This is a genomic window from Massilia sp. DWR3-1-1, assembly GCF_049898325.1.
Taxonomy (GTDB): Bacteria; Pseudomonadota; Gammaproteobacteria; order Burkholderiales; family Burkholderiaceae_D; genus JAFCUW01.
Map to the genome: position 1 here is coordinate 103286 of NZ_JAFCXL010000014.1, position 24587 is coordinate 127872.

Consider the following 24587-nt stretch of genomic DNA (forward strand, 5'->3'; position numbering starts at 1 on the left):
CATCGGACAGGCGCCAGCTTAGTTGGCCAGGCCGTTGGCGCGCAGCAGGCGCGCCAGTTCGGCCGCCGCGTGCGCATGGGCCACGGCGTTCGGGTGGAAATCGCCTTCTGGATGGACATACAGGGAACGCCAGTCCTGCTGGCCCTTGATGGCATCGCCCAGGTCGGCCCAGATGATGTCGGTCCCGGCCACGCCGGCCTTGATGGTAGCTGCCATCCGACCCCATTCTCCCTGCTCGAGATTGCCGTTTCTGAACGACACCACCACCAGGCGCGCGCCGTTCTTTGCGCACGCATCGCGCAGCGCGCGCAGTTCCTGCACATTTTTGCTGAAGTCTGCCGGTGGCTTTGCATGACGCAGGCCCTGGTACACGCCCCACATCAGGAACAGGCGGTCGAACTTGGTGCGCTCGTAAAAATAGCCATCGCGGACATCGTCGCGCCACGAGTCGGCGTCGTTTTGTACCATCGGCACAATCACCACCGCCGGCCGGTAAAACGGCGCCTGGATGGCATACATCTGACGCTCCTGCAAGGTGGCGTAGCCGCTCACACTGCAATTGACGACGTCGGACCTGGCGGTGCCGGAACCGCTGTTGAGGAGCCGTTCAAGCTGGACCGACATGGTGTCCTGCTGGTGCACGCCAACGCCGAGGCCATAGGAGTCGCCCAGCACGAGGATGCGGCGGTGGCCGCTTGCCGGCGTCGAGGGCAGGCTCGCGCCGCGACAACCTTGGTCATTGAATCGGTACTCGACGGAATAGGAGGCGGCAATTGGACGAACCATGCTCATTGAAGAGACGCGCCGGCGCACCTGGACTTGTTCGATGTCGACGGCGGCGGCGTCCGATCCGAGATCGAAGTGCAGGCGGGCGTGGTCGTCCCCGCCTTTGGTGTGGAACGGCAGCAGCACATCCTGCCACACGCTGTTGACGGTGATTTGCTTGTACAGCCCCAGCGATTCCCATGGCGCGTGATTTTGTCCCACGCCCACGCCGATCGTGCGCGGCTGCGCGGCGCGCACGCGAAACGCCACCATCACCTCGTCGTCGTCGGCCACAGTCAAGCCGGGATAGACCAGCTGCACCTGCCAGATTTGCTGTGCCGCGCGGGCCATCGTCACGGTCGCGCGGTCGGCGGCGCCGGCGGGAAATTGCAGTGCGGCGGCGCTGGCGGGATCGGCGATGTTGAGCTGCCATTGCTGCGAGCGGGTATCGTCCCTGGTGAAATAGGCGTTCGGGTTGGAACGATAATAGGTAGTCGCCACCGTGTTGGGTGGGTAGTATTCTTCCAGGACGGGATGGGGCGCGGTGCCGCCTGACCAATGGATCACCGTCGGGTTGTACGACAGCAATTGGCGGCCTGGCTCGGTCTGGGCGAAAATCCATTCGGACAGGGGCACTGTCAATGTCAGTGTCAGCGCTGAGATCCAGATACCGAGTCGCAAGCGGGGCAGCAGACTTGCCGGCAGGATCGCCAACAGCGTGCTGACGTAGCCCGTGGCAACTGCCACCAGCATGATCCGCCAGCGCGAGGGGTCCGGTACGGCAATGAGAAACCAGGTGAAATTGATGGCCAGCGCCAGCGCGACCAGGGCGACCGCCGGCAGCTTGCCGCGCCGCCCAGTTGGCACAACGGTCAGTAACAGCGTCAGCGCCAGACCGGCCAGCCCCACCGTGCGTAGCGCGCCATCGCTGAGGTCAGCGACGATGATCGCTTGTAACACAGCCAGCACGGCGAAGACCCAGAGCGCAAGTGTGTCGGCGGCGCCGTGGATGGCAGAAGAGGTGACGCTGCGTGCGGGGTAACTCATGCCATAGGCCAGGTGAAGGTGGTCGGGAAGGCGCGTACAGCCACGCTATTGCAGCCCCATCACGCATGACGCCCGGGCAACCTAGCGTGCATATTTTCGAAGTATATTTTCTTTTTTGCAATGTGTCTAGGAGCTATTTTAGTTGCAAAAATATTTCATGAGTCTAAGCAACAAGGTGTCGGCCCTGCGCTGCGCGGCAATGATTTACTGATCAATTGTTCAGTCGATTGGTTGCCGAAAGAAAAATAAATTTCCTTACGGAGTTGTCGGAATGAACTACAAAAAAAGTAAGAATGTTCACGCAATGGCTGGTGCGCTGCGCCCCGATCAGCGCATGTTGTTCCGAAAATTGACATTGTGTCAGTCTTGTCTGTGCCGAAATCGGCGCGCTCAGCGTGTCACGTGATCGATGCGGCAACACTGCCAGCCTTGGCTGGCGTTCTGTTGCGAAAAGGTCGCCACCGCTGAAAAATTCAGAGAACAATGACAGGCGGCCTGAAACAAGAGTGTCCGCTATTGACAGTACACCTCACTCCCTGTACTGCAGATAAGCCGTGCGCCGAAAGGTAGATAGAAAGGTAGATAGCCCCGATTTCTCGCTTTTTTTCATAGGGAGGTTCTACAGACACCGTCTCCGCCAAGTATTAGAAAAAAAGCCCCGGAGACGGGGCTTTTTTTCGTCCCGTCATAGGGAGCTTGCTTGATTTATGTCCGGCGAGGTCAGGCACCTTCCGGCACGATCCACGCTAACGGGGTGGATAGAACGCTCGATAGTTCTGGCCGTCCTGCTTTGGTGGCGGCAAGCGTTGATGAAGCTGCGACTACAGCCAGCCAACCCGCTTGAGGCGCCGATGCAGCGCCGCGCTGATGACGACAATGGCGCTCATGACCGCCGGATAGCTCCACTGCCATTTCAGCTCTGGCATGACTTCAAAGTTCATTCCGTACCAGCTAAATACCATCGTCGGCACGGCAAGAATGGCTCCCCATCCTGCCAGGCGCTTGACGACCTCGTTCTGTCGGATCGTCACCTGGGCCAGCGCCACCTGCATCGCGGCATCGATCATGGTCCGGAGGCGGTCGGCCGCCTCGTTGACACTGGCAACGTGATCGAGAATATCGCGGTAGTAAATACGTGTTTCCTTGGGAACGATATCGCCGTGAAAGCGCAGCAATTGCGTGCAGATATCGGTCAGCGGGCCCGCTGCCGAGTGCAAGGCCAGTAATTCGTTCTTGAGTTTGTAAAACGTTTCCAGATTGCTGTCTGGTGGGTTCTCCTGGAACAGGTCCTTTTCCACCTGGCGAAAGCGAAACTGCAGCACATCCATGCACGGTTGGTACTGGTCGACAATGAAGTCAACGATGGAATAGAGCACGTAGCCGGGGCCTGTCGCCAGCCGGGCCGGCGTCCGCTCGGTTTTCTCGCGCACGCCCGCGTAGCTGCTCGATGTGCCATGCCGCACAGTGATGACAAAGCGGCTGCCGACAAACACGTGGGTTTCACCGAAGTCCACCGTGTCGCCGCTCAGGGCCACCGTGTGCAGCACCACGAACAGGGTGTCACCGTATTCTTCGATCTTCGGGCGCTGATGGGCCTTCTGGGCATCCTCCACCGCCAGTTCGTGCAGATCGAACTCCTGCTGGACGCGAAGCATCAGCTCCCGATCCGGTTCCACCAGGCCGAGCCAGACGAAGGTATCGCTCTCGTGGAGCGCTTCACTGATGTCGTCGATGGTGATAGTGGACAGTTTCTGGCCGTGCCGATAAACCGAGCAGTTGACCCGGGCGACGCCCTCGTTCATGCAACATTCCGGTTTTGCGGCGCCCCAATGCCGTGCGCCAGGTCGAGCCGGCGCGCAAGGTCGAGCAGGATACTGCGGTACAAGGCGTCGCCCAGCACGCTGTCTTCGTTGCCGACATCGATGTTGGGATTGTCGTTCACCTCGATCACCACTGGACCGCGCGCCGTCATTTTCATATCGACGCCATACAGGCCGTCGCCGATGAGATTGGCAGCTGCCAGCGCATGCGCCAACAGCTCGGGTGGCACCTCGTCGAGCGGGACGGCGCGGGCGGCACCGAATTCGGCCTGGCCGCCCGCATCGCGCTTGGCGATTTGCCAGTGATCCTTCGACATAAAATATTTGCTGGCAAACAAAGGCTCGCGGTTGAGCACGCCGATGCGCCAGTCGAACTCGGTGTACATGTATTCCTGCACCAGGATCAGGGCCGACTGGGTGAGCAGGGCCTGCGCGGTCTGCTGAAACTGCGCGAGGTCGGCCACCTTGGTGACGCCGCGCGAAAATGCACCGTCGGGTATCTTCATGACCATCGGATAGCCAATGTCGCGCTCGATCGCGTCGATATCGTCCAGATCGGCGCGCTGCAGGGCGTAAGTGCGGGGCGTGGGAATCCGGTTAAGCCGCATCAGGTCGGCCAGGTAGACTTTATTGGTACAGCGCAGAATCGACATCGGGTCGTCAATCACCACCATGCCTTCGCTTTCCGCCTTTTTGGCGAACAGATACGTGTGGTGGTTGATGGCGGTGGTTTCGCGGATCAACAGGCCATCAAACTCGGCAAGACGCGAAAAATCTCTTTTCTCGATCAGGGTGACGTCCATCGCCAGCGTGCGACCCACGTCGATGAAACGCTGCAGCGCTGCTCGATTGCTGGGGGGCAGTTGTTCGTCCGGATCGTGCAGGATGGCGATATGGTAGCGGTAAGGCTTGACGGGCGCCGCTGCCGGCATGGGCGCCGAGGCAATTGCATGCAAGCCTTGACGTCCGCGCGCCAGCTGGGCGTCGCTCAAGCTGTTGACATTGTGCACGCGGATGGCGGCAATTTTCCAGTCGCCTTCGCGTTCGAATTCGACCCGCATGAGGGGGACCGGAAAGGTTTCAAAGATTTGCCGCGCCAGTGTGGCCAGCGGGGTGTATTCCGTGGTGCCAAAATAAATGTCCATGGAGAATTCGACTGGCATGGGCCGCGCCGCGCTGTCGTCGAGCGATTGGTTCAAGGCGTAGTCGAGCTCATCGGTATCGAGGCAGTAGATTGCCTTGCGCGACAAGTCATTGATGGTCTTCACCGACGGCAGCACGGCCTGACCGCGCGCCTCAGCGAGCAGGGAGCAGTAATAGCCGACCGACAGATACTTGTAGCCTCGGCACAGATTAATGACGGTGGTGCCGGCGCTGTCCGGATTGTCGGCGGAGGCGAGAAATTGCGCGGCCGTTACTACTTTGTAGGGCGTGGACTTGTCTGGCCAGTCCCTTTGCTGTTCGACGACAATCACCAGGCGCGGCGGCGCTAGAGTGCGCGTCGCGGTGGAGACTCCGGCGTTGGCGCCGGCGCGAGAAGAAGTGTTCTGCATAAGTGAGAAATGGGTTAGGCGTTCGGTTCTGCGGCATCGGTGCCGGTGGTGGGCGGGTAGACGACAACCACGGCCTTGGTGGCCTTGCGTCCATAACGTGCCATGCGTTCGAAGTCCTGCTTCAGGATGGCCATGTTGATGTGCTCCTCAGCGGCGCGTCCGTTGGCCTGGTCGGGGTCGTTGATAAAAAAGTAGCGCTCGTCCGACCCGGTGAGCACAACCCAATGCGGCGCCCGCTCGCGCGTGAGTCGGTAGGTGGAAATGAGCACCAGAGCAATGCCACCTGTGCGATAGCACCGATCGAGCTCGGCGGTGCCCGCCAGCTTGTGATGGACATCGATACCGGCTTGGTGAACCTGGCGCACGAAATCGTCGTGCACCAGCGTGATGACCTCGCGCTTTTCCTCGCTGCGCACCGATTCCCGAAACAGCACCCCATCGCCGTTGACATAGATTTCTGTTGGGAAGCCACGCCGGTGGGCTGCCAGCGCCAGGCCGTAGGGACCGCAGCCGCCGTGACCGGCCGTCATGAAGATGGTGGTGGCCTCGCGCCAGATCTGCAATTCCAGGGTACGGTCGAGCAGCATGACGGGATCGAAGGCTTTCATGGCCATCATCAGGCACGCCGGACCGCACGTAAAACCCAGCGTCTGTGGATAGTAGGCAGTGCGCGCCAGCTGGGGACGCAGGCGTGCTGTCAGCGATTTTTCCAGGCGCAGCGCGTCCATGCCGTCTTCGTAGTACGCCGCGTGCTCGCCGAATACTTCGTAGCCATGGCGCATAAATAGCTGCTGCGAGGAGACATTGTCGCGACGAATTTCCAGGCGCATCGCCACGCAACTGTGTGCGAGGGCCAATTCCTCGGCCGCCGCCAGCAGTCCGGCCGCCACGCCCTGCCCCTGCCATCCGGGCGCGCTGGCGATCGAGTACACCCGCGCCAGCGATACATCGGCGCGAAACAGCAAGGTAATGTAGCCACGCGGCGCGCCGCCGGCGTCGTCGATCAAGGTCACCGAGTTGCCTTCCGTGAGCAGATGGCGAAAGCTGCGCCGGCTCAAACGGTCGGAACTGAAACTGGCTTGTTCGATGCGCAGCAATTCGGCGACATCGTCCTCCACACCGTGACGGATATGGGGTGTCAGCAATCGGTGTGCCGAGGGCGGTATCTCTTCTGCAACATTCATGGCATTGATCGTTCCGGTAGCGAGTTCAAACAGATCGTACACAGTGACTTGTAAAAAATTTGTCAAGAACGGCGCCGAATGCGTAAACGAACTGTAAACGCGGGTGGGATCGGGCCGTCCCGGCCTGCGTTTTTTTACACCGCGTTTACGCGCCGTCGTGGTTTTTTTAGAAAATCTTTACGCCTTGCTTGATACGCTTCACCGGGTCAATTACGCATTGCCGATGGAGGCAGCATGAAATCCTGGCCGACCCGCCACGTGTCACAACAGTCCGCCGCACGCGTGCCGAAATACGCCGCTGGAGCCCCCCTTGCAGCTGCGGGTTTCTATGTGCTGCGCCTGACGGTGGACAGCGCTTCCGTCACCAGCCTGCGCCAGCTTGCCATGCGGGTGTGCGGCGATGCTCTGGAATTCATGCGCATTGCTGTGTGCGCCGGCGGCCAGCGCATTGACGTGTGGCTGTGCGTGCAACTGGGCTTTGTCGCGCTGCTGAGCGAAGCGGTACAGCAGCAGTTGCCTGGCGTGCGGCTCGGCAGCCATCGCACCTCCGAAGGAGAACTGCAATGATCGTCGCCATCGCCGGCACCGCGGCCGGCCGCCAGCATTGCGCTTTGGCCGCCAACCTTGCGGTATTGCGTACCCGCAGCGGCAGTCGCATGTGCCTGCTCGACATCGACCCGGCGCGCAGCGCCTATCGCTGGGGCTGTGCACGCAAGGAGGCAGGCCAGGGGCCGGCCATGGCGTCGTTGGCGCTGCCCGCCCGGGTGCCCAGCGGCGGCATCGACCAGATCGCCGCGCGCTACAGCGATCTGCTGATCCACACCGGCGCTTGCGCCAGCCAGGATTGCCACAGCGCGCTGTTGTCGGCACGCGTGGTCGTCGTGCCGCTCGCGCCGGCCGATTACGACCTTGACGCCAATTACGGCCTGATTGCGGACCTGAACGGCGCGCGCATGTTCAACCCCTCGCTCAGAGTGCTGTTCGTCATCCTGGCCGACGGCGGCGAGCCGACCGCACTCGAGCTGGCGCGCGCCCGCCTGTATGTCAGCCAGGTCATGTCGGCAAGCCTGGCCACGACCGTGCTGCACTGTCCTGGCGCCGAGGAATACGGCCACGGGCGCTGCGTGTGCGACGCCGAGACCTGCGATCCCGGTGCGGCTGCCGAGTTGCACGCTTTGTACCGCGAGGTCTACGCGCAGCAGGCCGCGGGTTTCCCCATTTCATTCAACCATTGATTTACCCCCCCTGAACGAGAAAGAGTTTCATGAAAAACGTATTATTTGCAGTCGCCCTGGTTTCTACTTTTGCATCAAGCAAGGCCCTGGCGCAAGAGGCCGCTGCCGAGCCCAATGCCTTGACCTTCAATGCCGCCGTCACCAGCGACTACCGTTACCGCGGCATTTCGCAGACCCGCCTGCAGCCGGCCGTGCAGGGCGGCGCCGATTTTACCAACGAGCCTTCCGGCTTGTACGTGGGGATCTGGGCCTCGACGATCAAATGGACCAAGGACGCCGGTGGCAGCGGCGATGTGGAAATCGACCTGTACGGCGGCAAGCGCGGCGATATCGGACAGGGATTTGGCTACGACGTCGGCGTGCTGACCTATGTCTATCCCTCTAACGGCCTGGCCCACGTCAGCGGCTTTGCCAACGCCAATACCACGGAGCTGTACGGCCAGCTGTCATACGGCCCGGGCTCGCTCAAGTATTCGCACGCGGTGAGTAATTTGTTCGGCTTTGTCGACAGCAAGAACAGCGGCTACCTCGACCTGTCGGTCAATCCCGAGCTGGTCAAGGACGTCACACTGAACCTGCATGTCGGCCGCCAGCGCGTCGCCAACAACGGCGCGGCCAGCTACACCGACTGGAAAGTCGGGGTCACCCATGACTTCGGCGTTGTCACTGGCGCCCTTGCCTACATTGGCACCAACGCCGGCAAAGTGGCGTATGCGTCGCCGGCCAACGGCAAATTTCTTGGCAAATCCGCGCTGCAGCTGACGATCAGCAAAACGTTCTAAATTTTTACGGCTTGTTTACACCTTTGGTTCAAGTGTTTACAAAATTTTTAGGCGGTCAGCGCTACGCTGACCGTATCGACACCAGAACATCAAAAGGGATCACATGGATGCAATTTATATCGGGGCCACAGTGCTGTTCTTCGCACTGACCTGGGCTTTTGCCTCAGGCTGCCAGAAGATGGGAGAAAAATAATGGAAATTTGGCAAATCGGCGGCGTCGTCGCCATCGGCCTGCTGGCCTACCTGGTGCATGCCTTGCTCAATGCGGAGGATTTGTGATGAGCACCCAATCATTGATCTTGTTGTGCGCCTTTTTGGTCGCACTGTTCGCCCTGGCGTGGCCGCTCGGCATCGTGCTGGCCCAGGTGGGCAAGGGCGAGGGCGCTGCCGTTCCCGGCATGGGCTGGCTGGGCGCCATCGAACGCCTGTTCTACCGCGCCGCCGGCGTCGCCAGCGGCGCCACCATGGGCTGGAAGGCGTATGCCGTCGCCTTGCTGGTGTTTAACGCTCTGGGCGCCTTGTTTGTCTACGCCCTGCAGCGCTTGCAGCTGTGGTTGCCCCTGAATCCCCAGTCGCTGCCCAATATCAGCCCGGATTCGTCGTTCAATACGGCCATCAGTTTTGTCGCCAACACCAACTGGCAGGGTTACAGCGGCGAACAGACCATGAGTTATCTGACGCAGATGCTGGCGCTGACGGCCCAGAATTTCTTTTCGGCCGCTACCGGCATGGCGGTGGTGTTCGCCCTGATCCGGGGCTTCAGCGCCCGCTCGGCCAAGACCATCGGCAACTTCTGGGTCGACCTGACCCGTTCGACCCTGTACGTGCTGCTGCCGCTGTCGCTGCTGTTCTCGGTATTTCTGATGGGGCAGGGCGTGATTCAGAATTTCTCGGCGTACCAGGACGTGCAGCTCATTGAGCCGGTCGCCTATTCGGTGCCGAAAAACGGTGCCGACGGCCAGCCCTTGAAAGACGCCAAGGGCCAGCCGGTCATGGAAAACCTGACGGCCACCACGCAGTCCATTGCCATGGGCCCGGTAGCCTCGCAGGAAGCGATCAAGATGCTCGGCACCAACGGCGGCGGTTTTTTCAATGCCAATTCCGCTCATCCCTACGAAAACCCTACGCCCTTGAGTAATTTTGGCCAGATGCTTGCGATCTTCCTGATTCCCGCCGGCCTGTGCTTTGCCTTTGGTCGCCTGGTCGGCGACCGCCGCCAGGGCGTCGCCGTGCTGGCAGCGATGAGCATCATGTTTGTTGCCGCGACCCTGGTGGTGATGGGCGCCGAGCAGGCCGCGCACCCGCAGCTGGCACAGATGGGCGTCGACCAGGTCGGCAGTGCGATCCAGGCTGGCGGCAATATGGAAGGCAAGGAAACGCGCTTCGGCATTGCCGCATCAAGCCTGTTTGCCGCCATTACCACCGCCGCATCGTGCGGCGCCGTCAACGCCATGCACGACTCCTTCACGCCCCTGGGCGGTTCGGTTCCGATGCTGCTGATGCAGCTTGGCGAAGTGGTGTTCGGCGGGGTGGGCTCGGGCCTGTACGGCATGCTGGTGTTCGCCATCATGGCGGTGTTTATCGCCGGCCTGATGATCGGTCGCACGCCGGAATATCTGGGCAAGAAAATCCAGAGTTTCGAGATGAAGATGACGTCGATCGCCATCCTGGTCACTCCCGTGCTGGTGCTGGGCGGGACCGCCATTGCCGTCATGGTCGACGCCGGCCGGGCCGGCATTGCCAACCCGGGTGCGCACGGCTTTTCGGAAATTCTTTACGCCTTCAGCTCGGCAGCCAACAACAATGGCAGTGCGTTTGCCGGCCTGTCCGCCAATACGCCGTTCTACAACGTGATGCTGGCGATCGCCATGTGGTTCGGCCGCTTTGCCGTCATCGTGCCGATCCTGGCGATTGCCGGTTCGCTGGCCGCCAAGCCGCGCCTGCAAGCCAACCCGGGCACCATGCCCACCCATGGGCCGGTGTTCGTCGGCTTGTTGGTCGGGGTGGTGCTGCTCGTTGGCGTCCTTAACTATGTTCCCGCTCTGGCCCTGGGCCCGGTGGTCGAACACCTTCAGTTGTATACCAAGTAATCATGGCCACGGAGTCCAAGATGTCCCAAACAAAATCCCTGCCCAAGGTCAGCACGCCGCCGGTGGCGCCACCAGCAGCGCCACGCAAATCGCTGACACTGTTCGATACCAGCCTGCTGCTGCCCGCCATCGGCGAGGCCTTCGCGAAACTCGGTCCGCGCACGCAGGCGCGCAGCCCGGTGATGTTTGTCGTGTATGTCGGCAGTATCCTGACCACGCTGATGTATTTTCGGGCGCTGAGCTCACCGGCCGAAATTGGCGACAGCGGCTTTATCGCGGCAATTTCGATCTGGCTGTGGTTCACCGTGTTGTTCGCCAACTTCGCCGAGGCCCTGGCGGAAGGGCGCAGCAAGGCCCAGGCGGCATCGCTGCGCGGTCTGAAACAGACCGTGATGGCGAAAAAGCTGGCCATTGCCAAGTACGGCACCACCTGGCTGCCGGTGCCCGGCGCCGATCTGCGCAAGGGGCACAGTATCCTCGTTGAAGCGGGCGACGTCATTCCCATCGACGGCGAGGTCGTCGAAGGGATGGCTTCGGTCGACGAAAGCGCCATCACGGGCGAATCGGCGCCCGTGATCCGCGAATCGGGCGGCGATTTTTCTTCGGTGACCGGCGGCACGCGCGTGCTGTCGGACTGGCTGGTGGTGCGCGTTTCCGTCAACCCGGGCGAAACTTTTCTTGATCGCATGATCTCGATGGTGGAAGGCGCCAAGCGCCAGAAGACGCCGAATGAAATCGCACTGACGATTTTGCTGGTCGCGCTGACCATTGTGTTCCTGGTGGTCACGGTGACCTTGCTGCCATTCTCCATGTTCAGCGTGACCGCGGCCGGCGCCGGCACCCCGGTCAGCGTGACCGTGCTGATCGCGCTGCTGGTATGCCTGATCCCCACCACCATCGGCGCCCTGCTGTCCTCGATTGGCGTGGCCGGCATGAGTCGCATGATGGGCGCCAACGTGATCGCCACCTCGGGCCGCGCGGTCGAAGCCGCCGGCGACGTGGATGTGCTGCTGCTCGACAAGACAGGGACCATTACCTTGGGCAACCGCCAGGCTGCCGCTTTTTTTCCGGCACCCGGCGTCACCGAGCAACAGCTGGCCGATGTGGCGCAGTTGGCGTCGCTGGCCGATGAAACCCCGGAAGGCCGCTCGATCGTCGTGCTGGCCAAGCAGAAGTTCAATATCCGCGAACGCGACCTGGGTGCGCTCGGCGCGGTGTTCATTCCGTTCAGCGCCAATACCCGCATGAGCGGCGCCGATATCGGTGCGCGCCAGTTGCGCAAAGGCGCCGCCGACTCCGTGCGCAAGCATGTCGAAGCGATTGGCCAGGTCTATCCGGCCGAGATGGCCAAGCTGGTCGACGACGTCTCGCGCCGCGGCAGTACGCCGCTGGTGGTGGTCGACGATGGCCGCGTCATGGGCGTGGTGGAACTGAAGGATATCGTCAAGGGCGGCATCAAGGAGCGCTTCGCCGAGCTGCGCCGCATGGGTATCAAGACGGTGATGATCACCGGTGACAACAAGCTGACCGCCGCGGCGATTGCCGCCGAAGCCGGTGTCGACGATTTCCTGGCCGAGGCCACGCCCGAAGACAAATTGAAGTTGATCCGTGACTACCAGTCGGAAGGCCGGCTGGTGGCGATGACGGGCGACGGCACCAACGACGCGCCGGCGCTGGCCCAGGCCGACGTGGCGGTGGCGATGAATTCCGGCACCCAGGCCGCCAAGGAGGCGGGCAATATGGTCGATCTCGATTCCAATCCGACCAAGCTGCTGGAAATTGTCGAGATCGGCAAGCAGATGCTGATGACGCGCGGTTCGCTGACCACGTTTTCCATCTCGAACGACATCGCAAAATATTTCGCCATCATTCCTGCGGCCTTTGTCGGCACTTACCCGCAGCTCAAAGCACTCGACATCATGCAGCTGTCGAGCCCGAACTCGGCCATCATGTCGGCGGTGATTTTTAACGCGTTGATCATCATCGTGCTCATTCCGCTGGCGTTGAAGGGCGTGCGCTACCGTGCCATCGGCGCTGCCGCACTACTGCGCAGGAACATTCTGATCTACGGCGTCGGCGGCATTATCTTGCCATTCGTCGGCATCAAGCTGATCGACATGCTGCTGTCGCTGCTGCATCTGGTTTAACGTACAAGTTCAAAGGAACCATCATGAAATCCACCCTGCGTCCCGCCATCGTCCTGTTCGGCGCTCTTACTCTGGTCGTCGGCGTGCTTTATCCGCTGGCCGTCACCGGCATCGGCACACTGGCATTCGCCGACCAGACGGCTGGCAGCCTGGTGCTGCGCGACGGCAAACCAATCGGATCGCGCCTGATTGGCCAGAGCTTCTCGTCGCCCCGCTATTTCTGGAGCCGTCCGTCAGCCACCGCGCCGATGAGTAACAATGCCGCCGGCAGCGGCGGCGCCAACCAGGGGCCGCTCAACCCGGCCCTCATGGATGCCGTCAAGGGGCGCATCGCCGCCTTGCGCGAAGCCGATCCGGACAACAAGGCGGCCATTCCGGTCGACCTGGTTAGCGCGTCTGCAAGCGGACTCGACCCGGAAATCAGCGTGGCGGCCGCCCGCTACCAGGCTGGCCGCGTCGCCAGCGCGCGCAATATGCCGCGTGAGCGGGTCGACAGCCTGATCGCGGCGCATACTACTGGGCAACAACTGGGCTTCTTCGGCGAGAGCAGGGTCAACGTGCTTGCGCTGAACCTGGCCCTCGATGGCGAAACGCACACCCGTAACTAAGTACAAGAACCACCATGCCCACCATCCCAGCTGACAGTCAGCGACCCGACCCCGATGCCTTGCTGGCCCAGGTGCAACAACAGGAACGGCAGGCAGCGCGCGGCCGCCTGCGCATTTACTTTGGCGCGTCGGCCGGCGTGGGCAAAACCTATTCCATGCTGGCGGCCGCGCGCCGCCTGAAGGAGCAAGGGCAGTCGCCGCTGGTGGGCGTGCTGGAAACCCATGGGCGTGCCGAGACCGCCGCGCTGCTCGACGGTCTTGATCTGTTGCCGCCCAAGCTGCTCGCCCACCGCGGAAAATCAATCGCCGAATTCGACCTCGACGCCGCGCTTGCCCGGCAACCCGCGCTGATCCTGGTGGACGAGCTGGCCCATTCGAACGCGCCCGGCTCGCGCCACCCGAAGCGCTGGCAGGATATCGAGGAGTTGCTCGATGCCGGCATCGATGTATTTACCACTGTCAATGTGCAACACCTGGAAAGCCTCAACGATGTCGTCGGTGGCATCACCGGGATCCGCGTATCGGAAACTGTGCCCGACACCGTGTTCGACGAGGCCGACGAGGTGGTGCTGGTCGATTTGCCCGCCGATGAATTGCTGGCACGCCTGCTCAGTGGCAGGGTGTATCAGGGGCCACAAGCGGAGCGGGCCTCCAAGAATTTCTTCCGCAAGGGTAATCTGATCGCCTTGCGCGAACTGGCCTTGCGGCGCACCGCCGACCGCGTCGAGGACGACGTGCGCGCGTACCGTGTCGAAAAATCGATCGACACGGTGTGGAAAACCCGCGGCGCCCTGCTCGCCTGCGTGGGACCGCGTGCAGGCAATGAACACGTGGTGCGCAGCGCCGCTCGTCTGGCGGGGCAATTGGGCGCCGACTGGCACGCCGTCTATGTGGAAACGCCCGCGCTGCAGCGCTTGCCCGATGGGCGCCGCGAAGCGATTCTGCGCACACTCAATCTGGCGGCCGAGCTGGGCGCCAGCACCGCGGTATTGGCCGGCGCCGACATCGGCGCCGCGATTGTCGATTACGCGCGCGAGCACAATCTGGCCAAGATTGTCATGGCGCGCGGCCACCGCAGTTGGCCCTGGCGCACTTCTCACCTGCGGCGGGTGGCCTCGCTGGCGCCGGATGTCGATCTGGTGGAAATTGGTGACCCCGCACACACGCCGGCGACGCCAGAGGCGCCCGCTGCTGCCGAGACGGGCGGCCAACGGCGGCCCCTGCGTTACTTGATGGCTGCCGTCAGCAGCCTGGCCATGGCGCTCGTGGCGACACCGTTGTTGCCCTACCTGGACCTGGCCAATATCGCCATGCTGTTCCTGCTGGTGGTGGTGCTGGTGGCGGTGCGGCTGGGCCGTGGCGCCTCGGTGGTGGCCACCTGCGTAGGTGTCGCCTGTTTCGATTTCTTTTTTGTGGCGCCGCGTTTTTCGTTCGCCGTGTCCGACCTGCAGTACCTGGTCACCTTTGGCGTCATGCTGGCCGTCGGCCTGATCACCGGGCATCTGACAGCGGGCCTGCGCTTCCAGGCGAACGTCGCCGCACACCGCGAGCGGCGCTCACGCGCCTTGTACGAATTTGCCCGCGAATTGTCGGGCGCCTTGCAGGCCGAGCAAATAGTCGATACCACCCGCAGCGCCATCGACCGCACCTTTCGCGCCAGGGCAGTGCTGCTGGTGCCGGACGCCGATGATCGATTGATCGCCCCGGTGGCGGAAGAGGGCGAGGGCATGCCCGCCCCCGACCTCGGCATTGCCCAGTGGGCTTACGATCACGCGGAAAGCGCCGGCCTGGGCACCGATACCCTGCCAGCCAGCGCCCTGTTCTACCTGCCGCTGGTGGCGCCGATGCGGACCCGCGGCGTGCTGGCGATCTCGCCTGAACAGCAGCGCTGGATCATGATTCCTGAACAAAGGAAGCAACTTGACACCTTCGCCGCACTGGCCGCAATCGCGCTGGAGCGGGTCCATTACATCGAGGTGGCGCAGGGCGCTCTGGTCAGCATGGAAACCGAACGGCTGCGCAATTCCCTGCTGGCGGCCTTGTCGCATGATTTGCGCACCCCGTTGACCTTATTGGTGGGATTGTCCGAAACCCTTGCGCGTTCGCGCCCCCCGCTGGCGCCGCCCCAGCTGGAGATGGCCCAACAACTGCAAAGTGAAGCATTGCGCATGAACGCCCTGGTGGGCAATCTGCTCGACATGGCCCGCCTGCAAAGCGGCGAAATCAAGCTGCATCTGGAATGGCAGACGATGGAGGAGGCCGTCGGCACCGCGTTGCGCCTGTGCGCGAAGCCGCTCGAACAGCATCGGGTGACGACCAGTATCGCCCACGATTTTCCGCTGGTTCGCTACGATGCAGTGCTGCTCGAGCGGGTGCTGTGCAATTTGCTGGAGAATGCCGCCAAATACACCCCGAGCGGCTCGCACATCGACATTGCCGCGAGCCTGGGACGCCGCGGCGCCGTGTTGACCGTTGCCGATGATGGACCGGGCGTGCCGTCCGGTCGTGAAGAGGCCATGTTCGAAAAATTTACCCGCGGCGAGCGCGAATCGGCCCGCAGTGGCGTCGGGCTGGGGCTGGCGATCTGCCGGGCCATCGTCGAAGCCCACAACGGCACGATTGAATACGCCCGTTCCGCTCTGGGCGGCGCCGCTTTTATAATAACGCTCCCGCTGGGACATCCGCCGTCGACCCCGGCGCCGGAAGCAGATCCGGGCAAGGCCTATCTCCATGAATGAACATCCACCATTAGCGCTCCTGATAGAAGACGAGCCACAAATCCGCCGTTTCGTGCGCGCCGCGCTGGAAGAGGAGGGCTGGATGGTGCACGAAGCGGCCACCGCGCAGCGCGGGCTGGCCGACGCCGGCACCCGCAGTCCGGACCTGATCGTTCTCGACCTCGGCCTGCCAGACGGCGACGGCATTGACCTGATCGGTGAAATCCGGAAATGGTCGAAGGTCCCTGTCATCGTCCTGTCGGCACGCACCGGCGAAGGTGACAAGATCACCGCGCTCGACGCCGGTGCCGACGATTACCTGACCAAGCCATTTGGCGTGGGCGAACTCCAGGCGCGCGTGCGTGCCACCATCCGCCGTCAGCGACCTGCCGATGGCGCAGCTGAGGGGCTGGTGCAGTTCGGTGATGTCACCGTCGATTTGAAAGATCGCCGTGTGTCGAAGGGCGGCGCAGTGGTGAAGCTGACACCTACCGAATTTCGACTATTGGCGGTCCTCGTCACCAGTGCCGGACGGGTTCTGACCAATCCGCAACTGCTGCGCGCGGTGTGGGGGCCCTCGCATGCCGAGGATGGCCACTATCTGCGCATTTACATGGGCCACCTGCGTCACAAGCTGGAAAGCGACTCAGCACAACCGCGCTACCTGCTCACTGAAACGGGCGTGGGATATCGCTTGTCGTTGGGACCAGTCTGAGTAGCAGCCTCGTCAGAGCGGTTTTTCGGCGGGTCTGGGTGCCTGATCCACAGCAATGCACGAATACATCGAAAACTTTTATAAGAGCCTGTTCCAGTAGGGGGGAGGAAGCGGACGCCGACAGGCGCGTAGGCGCGGCAGCAGCGACTCCAGGCGACTGTAACAGGCTCGACGCTACGAAGGCGCATGGTCCGATGCGCTACTGGCGCCAACGCCCGCGCTCGCAGAGGCCCGCCCACGTCCATGTGGCCCCCCACGTTTTACGCCGCAACGGCTTGCGCGTTTCCTTGCAAATACTTTGTCATTTTGACAGCTAAGCCGTTAATATGTACAGATTGCATCTACATTTTACATGTGCCCATGACTTTCAATTTCCTGGCGGACCACTCTGGTCCCTGGCGGCGAAGCACGCGGTTCGCCGTGATCGCCGCGCTGCTGATGCCGGCGTTCGCCAGCGGCCAGCAAACGATGTCGGAACGGCTTGATCGGCTCGACCGGGCCGAGCTGCTCGAACTGCTGGACAAGTCGGAAGCCTGCGTGCGCGATCACGATTTTTCTTGCGCCGAGAGCAGCCTGTCGAAGGCCCGGAAATTCGCCACTGGGGGCAAGAACCTGGGCGACTGGACGCGCGTGAACCGCCTCTTGGCCGAGACGAAATCGCGCCTGGAGCAGGAGCGCCTGGCACGTGAGAAGGCGGCGGAGGAGGCGGCGCGCGAGCGGCGCCGTATTGCCCGGCAAGAGGAGGAGCGCGAACAGGAGCGCGAACAGGCGCAGCGCGAGGACGCACGGCGCGCTGCCAGGGCGCAGGAACGCGAGGACGCGCGCGCCGAGGAGAATGCGCAGATCGCCGGGGCCTTCAACGCCGTCATCACGAATTTCAACAATATCAATGCCGCCCAGCGTGCGCAGCAAGTGCTCGCGCAGCAACTCGCGGCGCAGCGCCGGGCCAGCGAAGCGGACGCCGAGCGCAACCGTCAGCGCGCGGCGGCGCAGCGGCTTGCCGACGAGCGTGGCCGCCAGGAAGAACAGCGCGCGGCACGCGAGCGGCGCCAGCGAGAGAGCACTGCAGAGAGCTTGCGCGCCGATCGCCTGGCGAGCGAGGCGACCCGGGCGCGCGAGCGCGAACAGGAACGTGAGGGCGAACGCGAACGCGAGCGTGTGCGCGAACGCGAACGGGACCGCGAACGCGAGCAGCGTGCGGTGCAGATGCGCCAGCAGCAGGAGCGCGACAAGGCCGAACGCCTGGCGCGGCAGGAGGCCGACAAGGCGGCGGCGCGCAAAGAAATGATGGACTTCCACGCCGCCATGGCCAGCGGCATCCGCCTGGTCGCCACCAAGTGTCCTGACGGAGCCGGCCACTACTACGCCACCGGCAGCGCGCCCCGGGTGAAGGAACCAGGCGGCAGCGCCTGTATCGACGTCCAGTACGAGGCCAGTTGCCCGGACAACCGCCCACCAAGCCGGGGCGTCGCCAAGACCTTCGTCGGCATGGCGGGCTGTTTTGGCGATACCTATCAGATCGAACCCAAGCCAGACTGTGACGTCAAGAACGTCCGGGTTCGTGTCGTTGGCGTCCAGAGTTGTTCATGAAACCATCGGCAATGTCCGGCGCGCTGCGCGCTGGCTTGACCAACAACAGGAGTCGGGTATGCGTTTGACCAGGTGTGCGGCCTTGTGTGGCCTGCTGCTGTCGCTTCAATTGCCGGCAATCGGCCAGGCGCGCATGGGCGCCGTCGCGGCAGCGGCCGCGCCGGTGCTCGACTCGTCGCTGCGCATCAGTTGCGAGGACGAGGCAAGCGGCGCCGAGGTATATCTCAACGGTAAGTTTCGCGGCGAGTGTCCGGTCGACCTGAGGGTAGGGGCGGGCAGCCTGGATCTGCGCGTGGTCAAGCCGGTAGGGGGCGAGCAGGAGCGCGTGTTCGAGCAGACCATCCGCATGGGCCCGGACAGTGCCAAACGCATCGACGTCGTGCTCTCCGCGCCCCGCCTGACTGCCGCTGCCCAGCGCGCCCGGCAGGCCCTGAAGGATGCCGAAGCAGCGCGCCTGGCGCGCCAGGCCGATGAGCGCCGGCGTGCCATCGACGACAAGCTGGCGCGCATGCGCAAGGCGGCCGAGGGCGGCGATGGCAGTGCCATGCTGGCGCTGTCTGAATTTTACTCCGGCAACAGTGGCGCTACGGCGGACCTGGCGCAGGCCCAGGACTGGCTGCGCAAGGCCGCCAGCGCCGGCGATCCCGCTGCGATGGGGCGCCTCGGCGAACGCTACGAAAATGGCGAGCAGGTCCCGAAGGATGTTGTGCAGGCCCTGGCCTGGTACCGCAAGGCGGCCGAGGCGGGCGACCCGGTCGGCCTGGCCGGTCTCGGTGCCGCCTATTACAACGGCAATGGCATCGCCAGGGATGTTGCGCAGGCGCGCACCTGGTTCGAGCAGGCCGCGGCAGCCGGTAACGGCCGTGGCACGAGTGGCATCGGCAATTTGCACTATTTTGGCCTTGGTGGCTACCCGCGTGACCTGGCTGAGGCCGCCACGTGGTGGGAAAAGGCGATCGAACAGGGCAGTACGCGTCCCATTGGCTTGCTTGCAGGTTTGTACGGGCAGCAACAACAGGGAGCGCCCTTTAAGCCCGATCGCGCGCTGGCCCTGGCGAAACAAGGTGCTGCGCTGGGCGATGCGCTTTCGATGTCCGTGCTTGGCTTTTACTATGAGCGCGGCATCATCGTACCGAAAAATGTGGATCTCGCAATCCATTGGTTGCGCAAGGCAGCTGAACTGGGGAATGCTGGTGCGATGGTAAACATTGGCGTTATGTATCGGAAAGGCAGCGGCGTGCCGAACGACAAAGCAATCGCCGCGTCGTGGTTTAAACGTGGGGCGGAGGGCGGGAGTCCACAGGGTATGTTAATGATGGGCCTGTCGCATCGCGATGGTGACGGTGTGCCAGTTGACCGGGAGCTGGCGATGGCCTGGCTGCGCAAGGCCAGCGATGCCGGCGACGCATCGGCCGATACGGCCTTGCGGCAGATGGAAGCTGGCAGATGATGCCGACCGGCCCGGTCATGCGAGACCGCGGCGATTGCCCCGCTTGATACGCCGCTGTTCACCTGGGCATTCATCGCCCCGCCGCGCAGCGCTGGCAGGGCGCGTGCCGCAGAAGCGGTGCCGGTCCCCGCGCGCTCCCATCTAGCGGCCCCCGGCCGGGCGCAATCCGTCCCCATGACGATCGGCCTGGCGTCCGGCCATGCATTCCTGGAAATGCGCTTGCGCAGCGGTCATGCACGCATATTGCGATTTCTCGCTCAGGGCGTTGTTGGAGAGGTCGCAACTTTTTACTTGCTCATCCATCGCCGCGGCGCAGCGCTGGTAGGGCGCTTGCGTGCCAATGCCAGTCTCGACCGTCGTGATGGTGTTCGGCTCCGGCGGCGCGCCCGCAAGTTCGAGGGACGCGCGCTCGGCGCTGACGCCTGCCGCTTCGCCCGCCGTCGCGGGGGCACTGCTATCGACGGGCGTATCGTTGCCAGTACAGGTGACGCCGCCATTGTCGCCGATGGCGCACAGATCGGTGCCCTTGCCACTGGCCAGTGCCGGATTGGGCAGCTTGCCGTTGCCGTGGCGCGTCGCGTGTTGCTTGAGGAGCTCAGTGGCCGTGCCCAGCCCCGCCATGAAGGGATAGGGACTGTAGTTCGCTTCCCAACTCGCATCGTTGCCATTCCTGGCGGAAAATTTCAGCGTGTGCCTGCCATCCTCGAAGCTGATATAGGAAATTTGCGTGCCCTTGGCGAAGTCGGGCCCGTTGACGATGGGGGCGCAGGTGATGGCCCCCGTTTTGGCGGGGAGATAGCACAGGCTGACCGCGCGCTCGCCCAGCGCGATCCAGCTGGTGGCGGCGCCGTTGATGAAGTCGCCGGCGACGATTTCGCGCACTTTGCCCACGGCTGCGGGATGCTTGTTGAGCCGGCAAGGCGCGCCGTCGCCGCAAAACTGCACCATGCCGCCGTCCTTGAGCACGGCGCTCGCCGGCGCCGCCGCCTGCACGGGGGCTTGCGCACGGGCCGGGCCGGGCCCGGCCAGCACGTAAAACACCAGCGCCGCCAACGCCGCCCGCACCGCGCCAGCATTCATTGAAAGAACCTTCATGGCTGTCTCCCGCTCGAGGTCGCCTGCTGTGGAACGCCGAACGGGACTTGACGCCGTCGGCACTTATGCAATGCGACTAGCTTAGGCCTGCGCAGATGCGCTATCGATGACGCACGTCAAACGCATCCGACGACGCAGGCCGTTGACAGCGCTGCGGGCGCATCAATGCGCGGGTGCGGACCGCCGCCGTGATGGATTGCTGATCATTGATGTATCTCAAAGATTTCATGTTCGACTCCGCGCTACAGTGCGACCTCAAATTTTCTGAAGGCAAACTCATGCTGTCGAACACCGCGCCACGCTTCACCTTGAAGAACAAGTCCTTGCTGCCCATCGTCCAGGGCGGCATGGGGGTGGGGGTATCGGCCCACCGGCTCGCCGGCAGCGTCGCCGCGCTCGGTGCGATGGGCACGATCGCCAGTGTCGATTTGCGGCGCCATCATCCGGACCTGATGGCCGACACGGGCCGTGACCGCGCCCGCATCAACGCGGCCAATTTGCGCGCACTTGACCGCGAAATCGGCCTGGCGCACCAGCTGGCGCAGGGCCGCGGCATGATCGCGGTGAACGTGATGCGCGCCGTGAGCGACTACCCGGCGCTGGTGCGCCAGGCCTGCGCCAGTGGCGCCGAGGCGCTCGTGGTGGGCGCCGGACTGCCACTGGACCTGCCCGAGCTGAGCGCCGGCTATCCCGACGTGGCGCTGGTGCCGGTGCTGTCGGACGTGCGCGGGATTGCCACCCTGCTCAAGAAATGGATGCGGCGCCAACGCCTGCCGGACGCCATCGTGATTGAACATCCCCGCTACGCGGCCGGCCACCTGGGCGCGTCCGACCTGGCCGGGGTGAGCGATGCGCGCTTCGATTTCGCCGTCGTGCTCGAGGGCGTGCAGGCCTTGCTGCGCGAGCTTGGCATCGAACGCGAGCGCATTGCCCTGATCGTTGCCGGCGGCGTGCATGCGCCCGCGCAGGTGGCGGCCCTGCTGGCGCTGGGCGCCAGCGCGGTGCAGCTGGGCACGCCATTCGCGGTCAGTGTCGAAGGCGACGCCAGCGAGGCGTTCAAGCGCGTGCTGCTCGATGCCGGGCCGGCCGACACCGTGGTCTTCATGAGCGCCGCCGGCCTGCCGGCGCGCGCCGTGCGCACCCCGTGGCTGATGCGCTATCTCGACAAGGAGCAGCGCCTGCAGGGCAAGGCCAGGGCCAAGCCCTGCACGGTCGGCTTTGACTGCCTGCAACAGTGCGGCTGGCGCGACGGCAACGCGCGTGCGGGCCAGTTCTGCATCGACACGCAACTGGCCTTCGCCTTGCAGGGCGATCGCCAGCGCGGCCTGTTCTTTCGTGGCAGCGAGGCCTTGCCCTTCGGCGCGGTCATGCGTCCCGTGCGCGAGCTGATCGATTACATGCTCAATGGCGTGGCGCCGGCGCTCGCACGGTAAACAGAAAAACGCCAGACGCGGCAAGGCCTGGCCGCATCCTGCTGGCCTATCCGATCTGCTAGGGCCGGCCCGCTTGTCGCCGCTGCAGGCAACTGTCATCCTGTTCCCGGTGCCCGCCTATAAATCCCATTAATTTGCGCGATATCAAAGTTGGGCAACTTAATACCTTTTGCAGAATGCGGCGGCGTATGCTGAATCAGTGAGTGCAAGTGCATTTTCCGCGTAAAAAAATACAATGAGTCCAACCAAGTGGCGCCCACGGGCAGCCACCGGACCGAGGAGACCGTATGACCAGCTTCGCCGCGGAACACGGCAGGAGAGTGCGTGCTGTCGTGCATCGCAATCTGTGCGGCGATGCGGGAGGCGAGAACAACCGCATCACCGCGTCGTGGATCCGTTGCCTCAATGAGTACCGGCTCGACCCCGACAGTGGCAGCGAGCCGGAAGTGGTCGAACGGGTCGAACTGGCGCGGCGCCAGGACAGCCTGGCCGACCTGCGCAACGTGGCCGAAGGCGAAATGGCCAATCTGTACCAGCAGCTGGCCGGCTCCGGCTACGCCATCATGCTCACCGACCACGATGGCGTGCTGCTGAATTTTTTCGGCGACCCCAGCTTTACCCACGCGGCATCGAGGACGGGCCTGATGCCGGGCGCCATCTGGAGCGAGCAGGTGCAGGGCACCAACGGCATGGGCACCTGCCTGGTCGAGCGGCGGCCCGTGTCGGTGCACCAGAACGAACATTATTTGTCGCGCAATATCGGTCTCAGTTGCGCGGCGGCGCCCATCTTCAACCACCGCGGCGAACTGGTGGCGGTGCTCGACGCCTCCGGCGAATCGCACCTGGCGCAGCAGCACACGCTGGCGCTGGTGAGCGCCTCGGTGCAGCTGATCGAAAACCGCGTGTTCCTGCACCAGTTCCGCCACAAGTACATCGTGCGCTTTCACAACCGGCCCGAGTTCGTCGGCACCCTCAGCGAGGGCGCCATCGCGCTGTCGGCCAGCGGCCGGGTGCTGGCCGCCACCCGCCGCGCTTTGCTGCTGCTGGGCATGCGCAGCCCGGCCGAGATCGAAGGGCGCGCCATCAACGACATCTTCAACCTGTCCTTTCCCGGCCTGATCGATTGCTGCATCAAGACGGCATTCCACCCGGTGCCGATTTTTGAAATTGGCCATGGCGCGCGCTTTTTTGCCGTCAGCTACGCACCCTTGCCGGCGCGGCGGGGAACGCGCCTGGCGGCGCCCGTGGCGGCGGCCGCTCAGCCGGCCGAGGCCGCCACGCCGCTGGACCTGCTGCACTGGGGCGACCCGGCCATGGCGCACAACGTGCAGGTCGCCAAGCGGGTGATGGAGCGCAATGTCGCCGTCATGCTGCTGGGCGAAACGGGCACCGGCAAGGAACTGTTTGCCCACGCGCTGCACCGCTCCGGCAGCCGCGCCGGGCAGCCGTTTGTCGCCATCAACTGCGCCTCGATCCCGGAAGCCCTGATCGAAAGCGAACTGTTCGGCTACGTGCCGGGCGCGTTCACGGGCGCGCGCAAGGAGGGCTACGCCGGCAAACTGCTGCACGCCAATGGCGGCACCTTGTTCCTCGATGAAATTGGCGACATGCCGGTGTCGCTGCAGGCGCGCCTGCTGCGCGTGCTGGAAGAACGCGAAGTGCTGCCGCTGGGCGGCAAGCTGCCCGTCAAACTCGACATCGCCCTGGTCAGCGCCACCCACTGCGACCTGCATGCCAGGATCGCCGCCAGCCAATTTCGCGAAGACTTGTTCTATCGCCTGCATGGCGTCGTGATCGGCATGCCGCCGCTGCGCGCGCGCGCCGATCGCCGCCGGCTGATCGAGCAACTGCTGCGCGAGGAGAGCGACGGCGACACCCGGGTCGACATCGATGGCGCCTTGCTGGCGGCCCTCGAGCGGTACCCATGGCCGGGCAATATCCGCCAGTTGCGCCAATTGTTGCGCACCATGGTCGCGCTGCGCGAGACCGATCTGCTGACGCTGGCCGATGTGCCGCCACCGTTCGCGCTGGCGGCGGACGGGCCCGACGCTGCCGCCGCCGGCAATGCCGGCAATGCCGGCAACGCTGCCAGCACGGGCGCCGATGGCATCCACGGCGCGGCGGCGCCCGACAGCGGCATGAACCCGCTCGAATGCGCCGAGCGCGAGGCGCTGGTGCAGGAACTGACCCGGCACGGCTGGAATATTTCGACACTGGCCAGGCAGCTCAAGATCAGCCGCAACACCCTGTACCGCAAGGTCCAGCGACTCAATATCAGCAATCCCGACAAGGCCGTGCTGCACTGATGGCGATGGCGCTGGCGCCTTGCCCGGGCCTGCCACGCGCCGCCGCTGCA

The 24587-nt window shown here is 63.7% G+C and carries 19 protein-coding genes; 13 read left to right on the forward strand and 6 right to left on the reverse strand.

The window, feature by feature from the left end; translation table 11 throughout:
• Positions 1–18: 18 nt before the first annotated feature.
• The 4 genes from ACP7EY_RS15955 to ACP7EY_RS15970 form a co-directional block, all read right to left on the reverse strand.
• A complete protein-coding gene (locus tag ACP7EY_RS15955; protein ID WP_426195271.1) occupies positions 19–1812 on the reverse strand; it encodes an SGNH/GDSL hydrolase family protein in 1794 nt (597 codons plus the stop codon).
• A gap of 821 nt (positions 1813–2633) precedes the next feature.
• Positions 2634–3614, reverse strand: coding sequence for a magnesium/cobalt transporter CorA (gene corA / locus ACP7EY_RS15960; protein WP_426195273.1), 981 nt, complete (start codon positions 3612–3614; stop codon positions 2634–2636).
• Positions 3611–5107 (reverse strand): RimK family protein, encoded by a 1497-nt coding sequence (locus ACP7EY_RS15965; RefSeq protein ID WP_426195275.1) that lies wholly within the window; start codon positions 5105–5107, stop codon positions 3611–3613. Before ACP7EY_RS15965 ends, corA begins: the two co-directional genes overlap by 4 nt.
• 92 nt (positions 5108–5199) lie before the next feature.
• Positions 5200–6369, reverse strand: a complete 1170-nt coding sequence (locus ACP7EY_RS15970) for a peptidase C39 family protein (protein ID WP_426195277.1) — start codon at positions 6367–6369, stop codon at positions 5200–5202.
• A gap of 234 nt (positions 6370–6603) precedes the next feature.
• Here ACP7EY_RS15970 and ACP7EY_RS15975 point away from each other — a divergent pair, with 234 nt between their 5' ends.
• The 3 genes from ACP7EY_RS15975 to ACP7EY_RS15985 are packed head-to-tail and all read left to right on the forward strand — an operon-like array spanning position 6604 to position 8386.
• Positions 6604–6936 carry a hypothetical protein gene (locus ACP7EY_RS15975; RefSeq protein WP_426195279.1) on the forward strand — a complete coding sequence of 111 codons (333 nt, stop codon included), beginning with the start codon at positions 6604–6606 and terminating at the stop codon, positions 6934–6936.
• Positions 6933–7604 (forward strand): hypothetical protein, encoded by a 672-nt coding sequence (locus ACP7EY_RS15980; RefSeq protein WP_426195281.1) that lies wholly within the window; start codon positions 6933–6935, stop codon positions 7602–7604. Before ACP7EY_RS15975 ends, ACP7EY_RS15980 begins: the two co-directional genes overlap by 4 nt.
• A 29-nt stretch (positions 7605–7633) precedes the next feature.
• A complete protein-coding gene (locus tag ACP7EY_RS15985; RefSeq protein ID WP_426195283.1) occupies positions 7634–8386 on the forward strand; it encodes a TorF family putative porin in 753 nt (250 codons plus the stop codon).
• A 114-nt stretch (positions 8387–8500) separates the two neighbouring features.
• On the opposite strand, the gene ACP7EY_RS15990 is transcribed toward ACP7EY_RS15985, so the two are convergent.
• Positions 8501–8638, reverse strand: coding sequence for a hypothetical protein (locus ACP7EY_RS15990; protein ID WP_426195285.1), 138 nt, complete (start codon positions 8636–8638; stop codon positions 8501–8503).
• On the opposite strand from ACP7EY_RS15990, the gene ACP7EY_RS15995 reads away from it, so the two are divergent.
• The 8 genes from ACP7EY_RS15995 (at position 8621) to ACP7EY_RS16030 (ending at position 19703) form a co-directional block, all read left to right on the forward strand.
• Positions 8621–8665, forward strand: a complete 45-nt coding sequence (locus tag ACP7EY_RS15995) for a hypothetical protein (RefSeq protein ID WP_426195338.1) — start codon at positions 8621–8623, stop codon at positions 8663–8665. The two genes, ACP7EY_RS15990 and ACP7EY_RS15995, sit on opposite strands and share 18 nt — an antisense overlap.
• Positions 8665–10476, forward strand: coding sequence for a potassium-transporting ATPase subunit KdpA (kdpA, locus tag ACP7EY_RS16000; protein ID WP_426195287.1), 1812 nt, complete (start codon positions 8665–8667; stop codon positions 10474–10476). Before ACP7EY_RS15995 ends, kdpA begins: the two co-directional genes overlap by 1 nt.
• A gap of 20 nt (positions 10477–10496) precedes the next feature.
• Entirely contained in the window at positions 10497–12623 is a 2127-nt protein-coding gene (kdpB, locus tag ACP7EY_RS16005) for a potassium-transporting ATPase subunit KdpB (protein WP_426195289.1), read from the forward strand.
• A 23-nt stretch (positions 12624–12646) separates the two neighbouring features.
• Positions 12647–13231: a potassium-transporting ATPase subunit KdpC gene (gene kdpC / locus ACP7EY_RS16010; protein ID WP_426195291.1), complete on the forward strand. Its 585-nt coding sequence runs from the start codon at positions 12647–12649 to the stop codon at positions 13229–13231.
• A gap of 14 nt (positions 13232–13245) precedes the next feature.
• A complete protein-coding gene (gene kdpD / locus ACP7EY_RS16015; protein WP_426195293.1) occupies positions 13246–15969 on the forward strand; it encodes a two-component system sensor histidine kinase KdpD in 2724 nt (907 codons plus the stop codon).
• Positions 15962–16663, forward strand: coding sequence for a two-component system response regulator KdpE (gene kdpE / locus ACP7EY_RS16020; RefSeq protein WP_426195295.1), 702 nt, complete (start codon positions 15962–15964; stop codon positions 16661–16663). The genes kdpD and kdpE overlap by 8 nt, the downstream gene beginning before the upstream one ends.
• A 360-nt stretch (positions 16664–17023) precedes the next feature.
• Complete coding sequence (locus tag ACP7EY_RS16025) at positions 17024–18253, forward strand: hypothetical protein (protein ID WP_426195296.1); 1230 nt, start codon at positions 17024–17026, stop codon at positions 18251–18253.
• A gap of 58 nt (positions 18254–18311) precedes the next feature.
• On the forward strand, positions 18312–19703 hold the full coding sequence (locus tag ACP7EY_RS16030) for a hypothetical protein (protein ID WP_426195298.1): 1392 nt from the start codon (positions 18312–18314) through the stop codon (positions 19701–19703).
• Between the two features lie 141 nt (positions 19704–19844).
• Here ACP7EY_RS16030 and ACP7EY_RS16035 read toward each other — a convergent pair whose 3' ends face one another.
• Positions 19845–20798, reverse strand: a complete 954-nt coding sequence (locus ACP7EY_RS16035) for a hypothetical protein (protein ID WP_426195300.1) — start codon at positions 20796–20798, stop codon at positions 19845–19847.
• A gap of 278 nt (positions 20799–21076) precedes the next feature.
• On the opposite strand from ACP7EY_RS16035, the gene ACP7EY_RS16040 reads away from it, so the two are divergent.
• Entirely contained in the window at positions 21077–22231 is a 1155-nt protein-coding gene (locus tag ACP7EY_RS16040; RefSeq protein ID WP_426195302.1) for an NAD(P)H-dependent flavin oxidoreductase, read from the forward strand.
• Between the two features lie 287 nt (positions 22232–22518).
• Positions 22519–24537, forward strand: a complete 2019-nt coding sequence (locus tag ACP7EY_RS16045; RefSeq protein ID WP_426195304.1) for a sigma-54-dependent Fis family transcriptional regulator — start codon at positions 22519–22521, stop codon at positions 24535–24537.
• Positions 24538–24587: the final 50 nt, after the last annotated feature.

Coding starts and splice junctions, on each gene's coding strand:
- ACP7EY_RS15955 (WP_426195271.1), bottom strand. CDS start 1,812: ATGAGTTACCCCGCACGCAGCGTCACCTCTTCTGCCATCCACGGCGCC.
- corA (WP_426195273.1), bottom strand. CDS start 3,614: ATGAACGAGGGCGTCGCCCGGGTCAACTGCTCGGTTTATCGGCACGGC.
- ACP7EY_RS15970 (WP_426195277.1), bottom strand. CDS start 6,369: ATGAATGTTGCAGAAGAGATACCGCCCTCGGCACACCGATTGCTGACA.
- ACP7EY_RS15975 (WP_426195279.1), top strand. CDS start 6,604: ATGAAATCCTGGCCGACCCGCCACGTGTCACAACAGTCCGCCGCACGC.
- ACP7EY_RS15980 (WP_426195281.1), top strand. CDS start 6,933: ATGATCGTCGCCATCGCCGGCACCGCGGCCGGCCGCCAGCATTGCGCT.
- ACP7EY_RS15985 (WP_426195283.1), top strand. CDS start 7,634: ATGAAAAACGTATTATTTGCAGTCGCCCTGGTTTCTACTTTTGCATCA.
- ACP7EY_RS15990 (WP_426195285.1), bottom strand. CDS start 8,638: ATGCACCAGGTAGGCCAGCAGGCCGATGGCGACGACGCCGCCGATTTG.
- kdpA (WP_426195287.1), top strand. CDS start 8,665: ATGAGCACCCAATCATTGATCTTGTTGTGCGCCTTTTTGGTCGCACTG.
- kdpB (WP_426195289.1), top strand. CDS start 10,497: ATGTCCCAAACAAAATCCCTGCCCAAGGTCAGCACGCCGCCGGTGGCG.
- kdpC (WP_426195291.1), top strand. CDS start 12,647: ATGAAATCCACCCTGCGTCCCGCCATCGTCCTGTTCGGCGCTCTTACT.
- kdpD (WP_426195293.1), top strand. CDS start 13,246: ATGCCCACCATCCCAGCTGACAGTCAGCGACCCGACCCCGATGCCTTG.
- kdpE (WP_426195295.1), top strand. CDS start 15,962: ATGAATGAACATCCACCATTAGCGCTCCTGATAGAAGACGAGCCACAA.
- ACP7EY_RS16025 (WP_426195296.1), top strand. CDS start 17,024: ATGACTTTCAATTTCCTGGCGGACCACTCTGGTCCCTGGCGGCGAAGC.
- ACP7EY_RS16030 (WP_426195298.1), top strand. CDS start 18,312: ATGCGTTTGACCAGGTGTGCGGCCTTGTGTGGCCTGCTGCTGTCGCTT.
- ACP7EY_RS16035 (WP_426195300.1), bottom strand. CDS start 20,798: ATGAAGGTTCTTTCAATGAATGCTGGCGCGGTGCGGGCGGCGTTGGCG.
- ACP7EY_RS16040 (WP_426195302.1), top strand. CDS start 21,077: ATGCTGTCGAACACCGCGCCACGCTTCACCTTGAAGAACAAGTCCTTG.
- ACP7EY_RS16045 (WP_426195304.1), top strand. CDS start 22,519: ATGACCAGCTTCGCCGCGGAACACGGCAGGAGAGTGCGTGCTGTCGTG.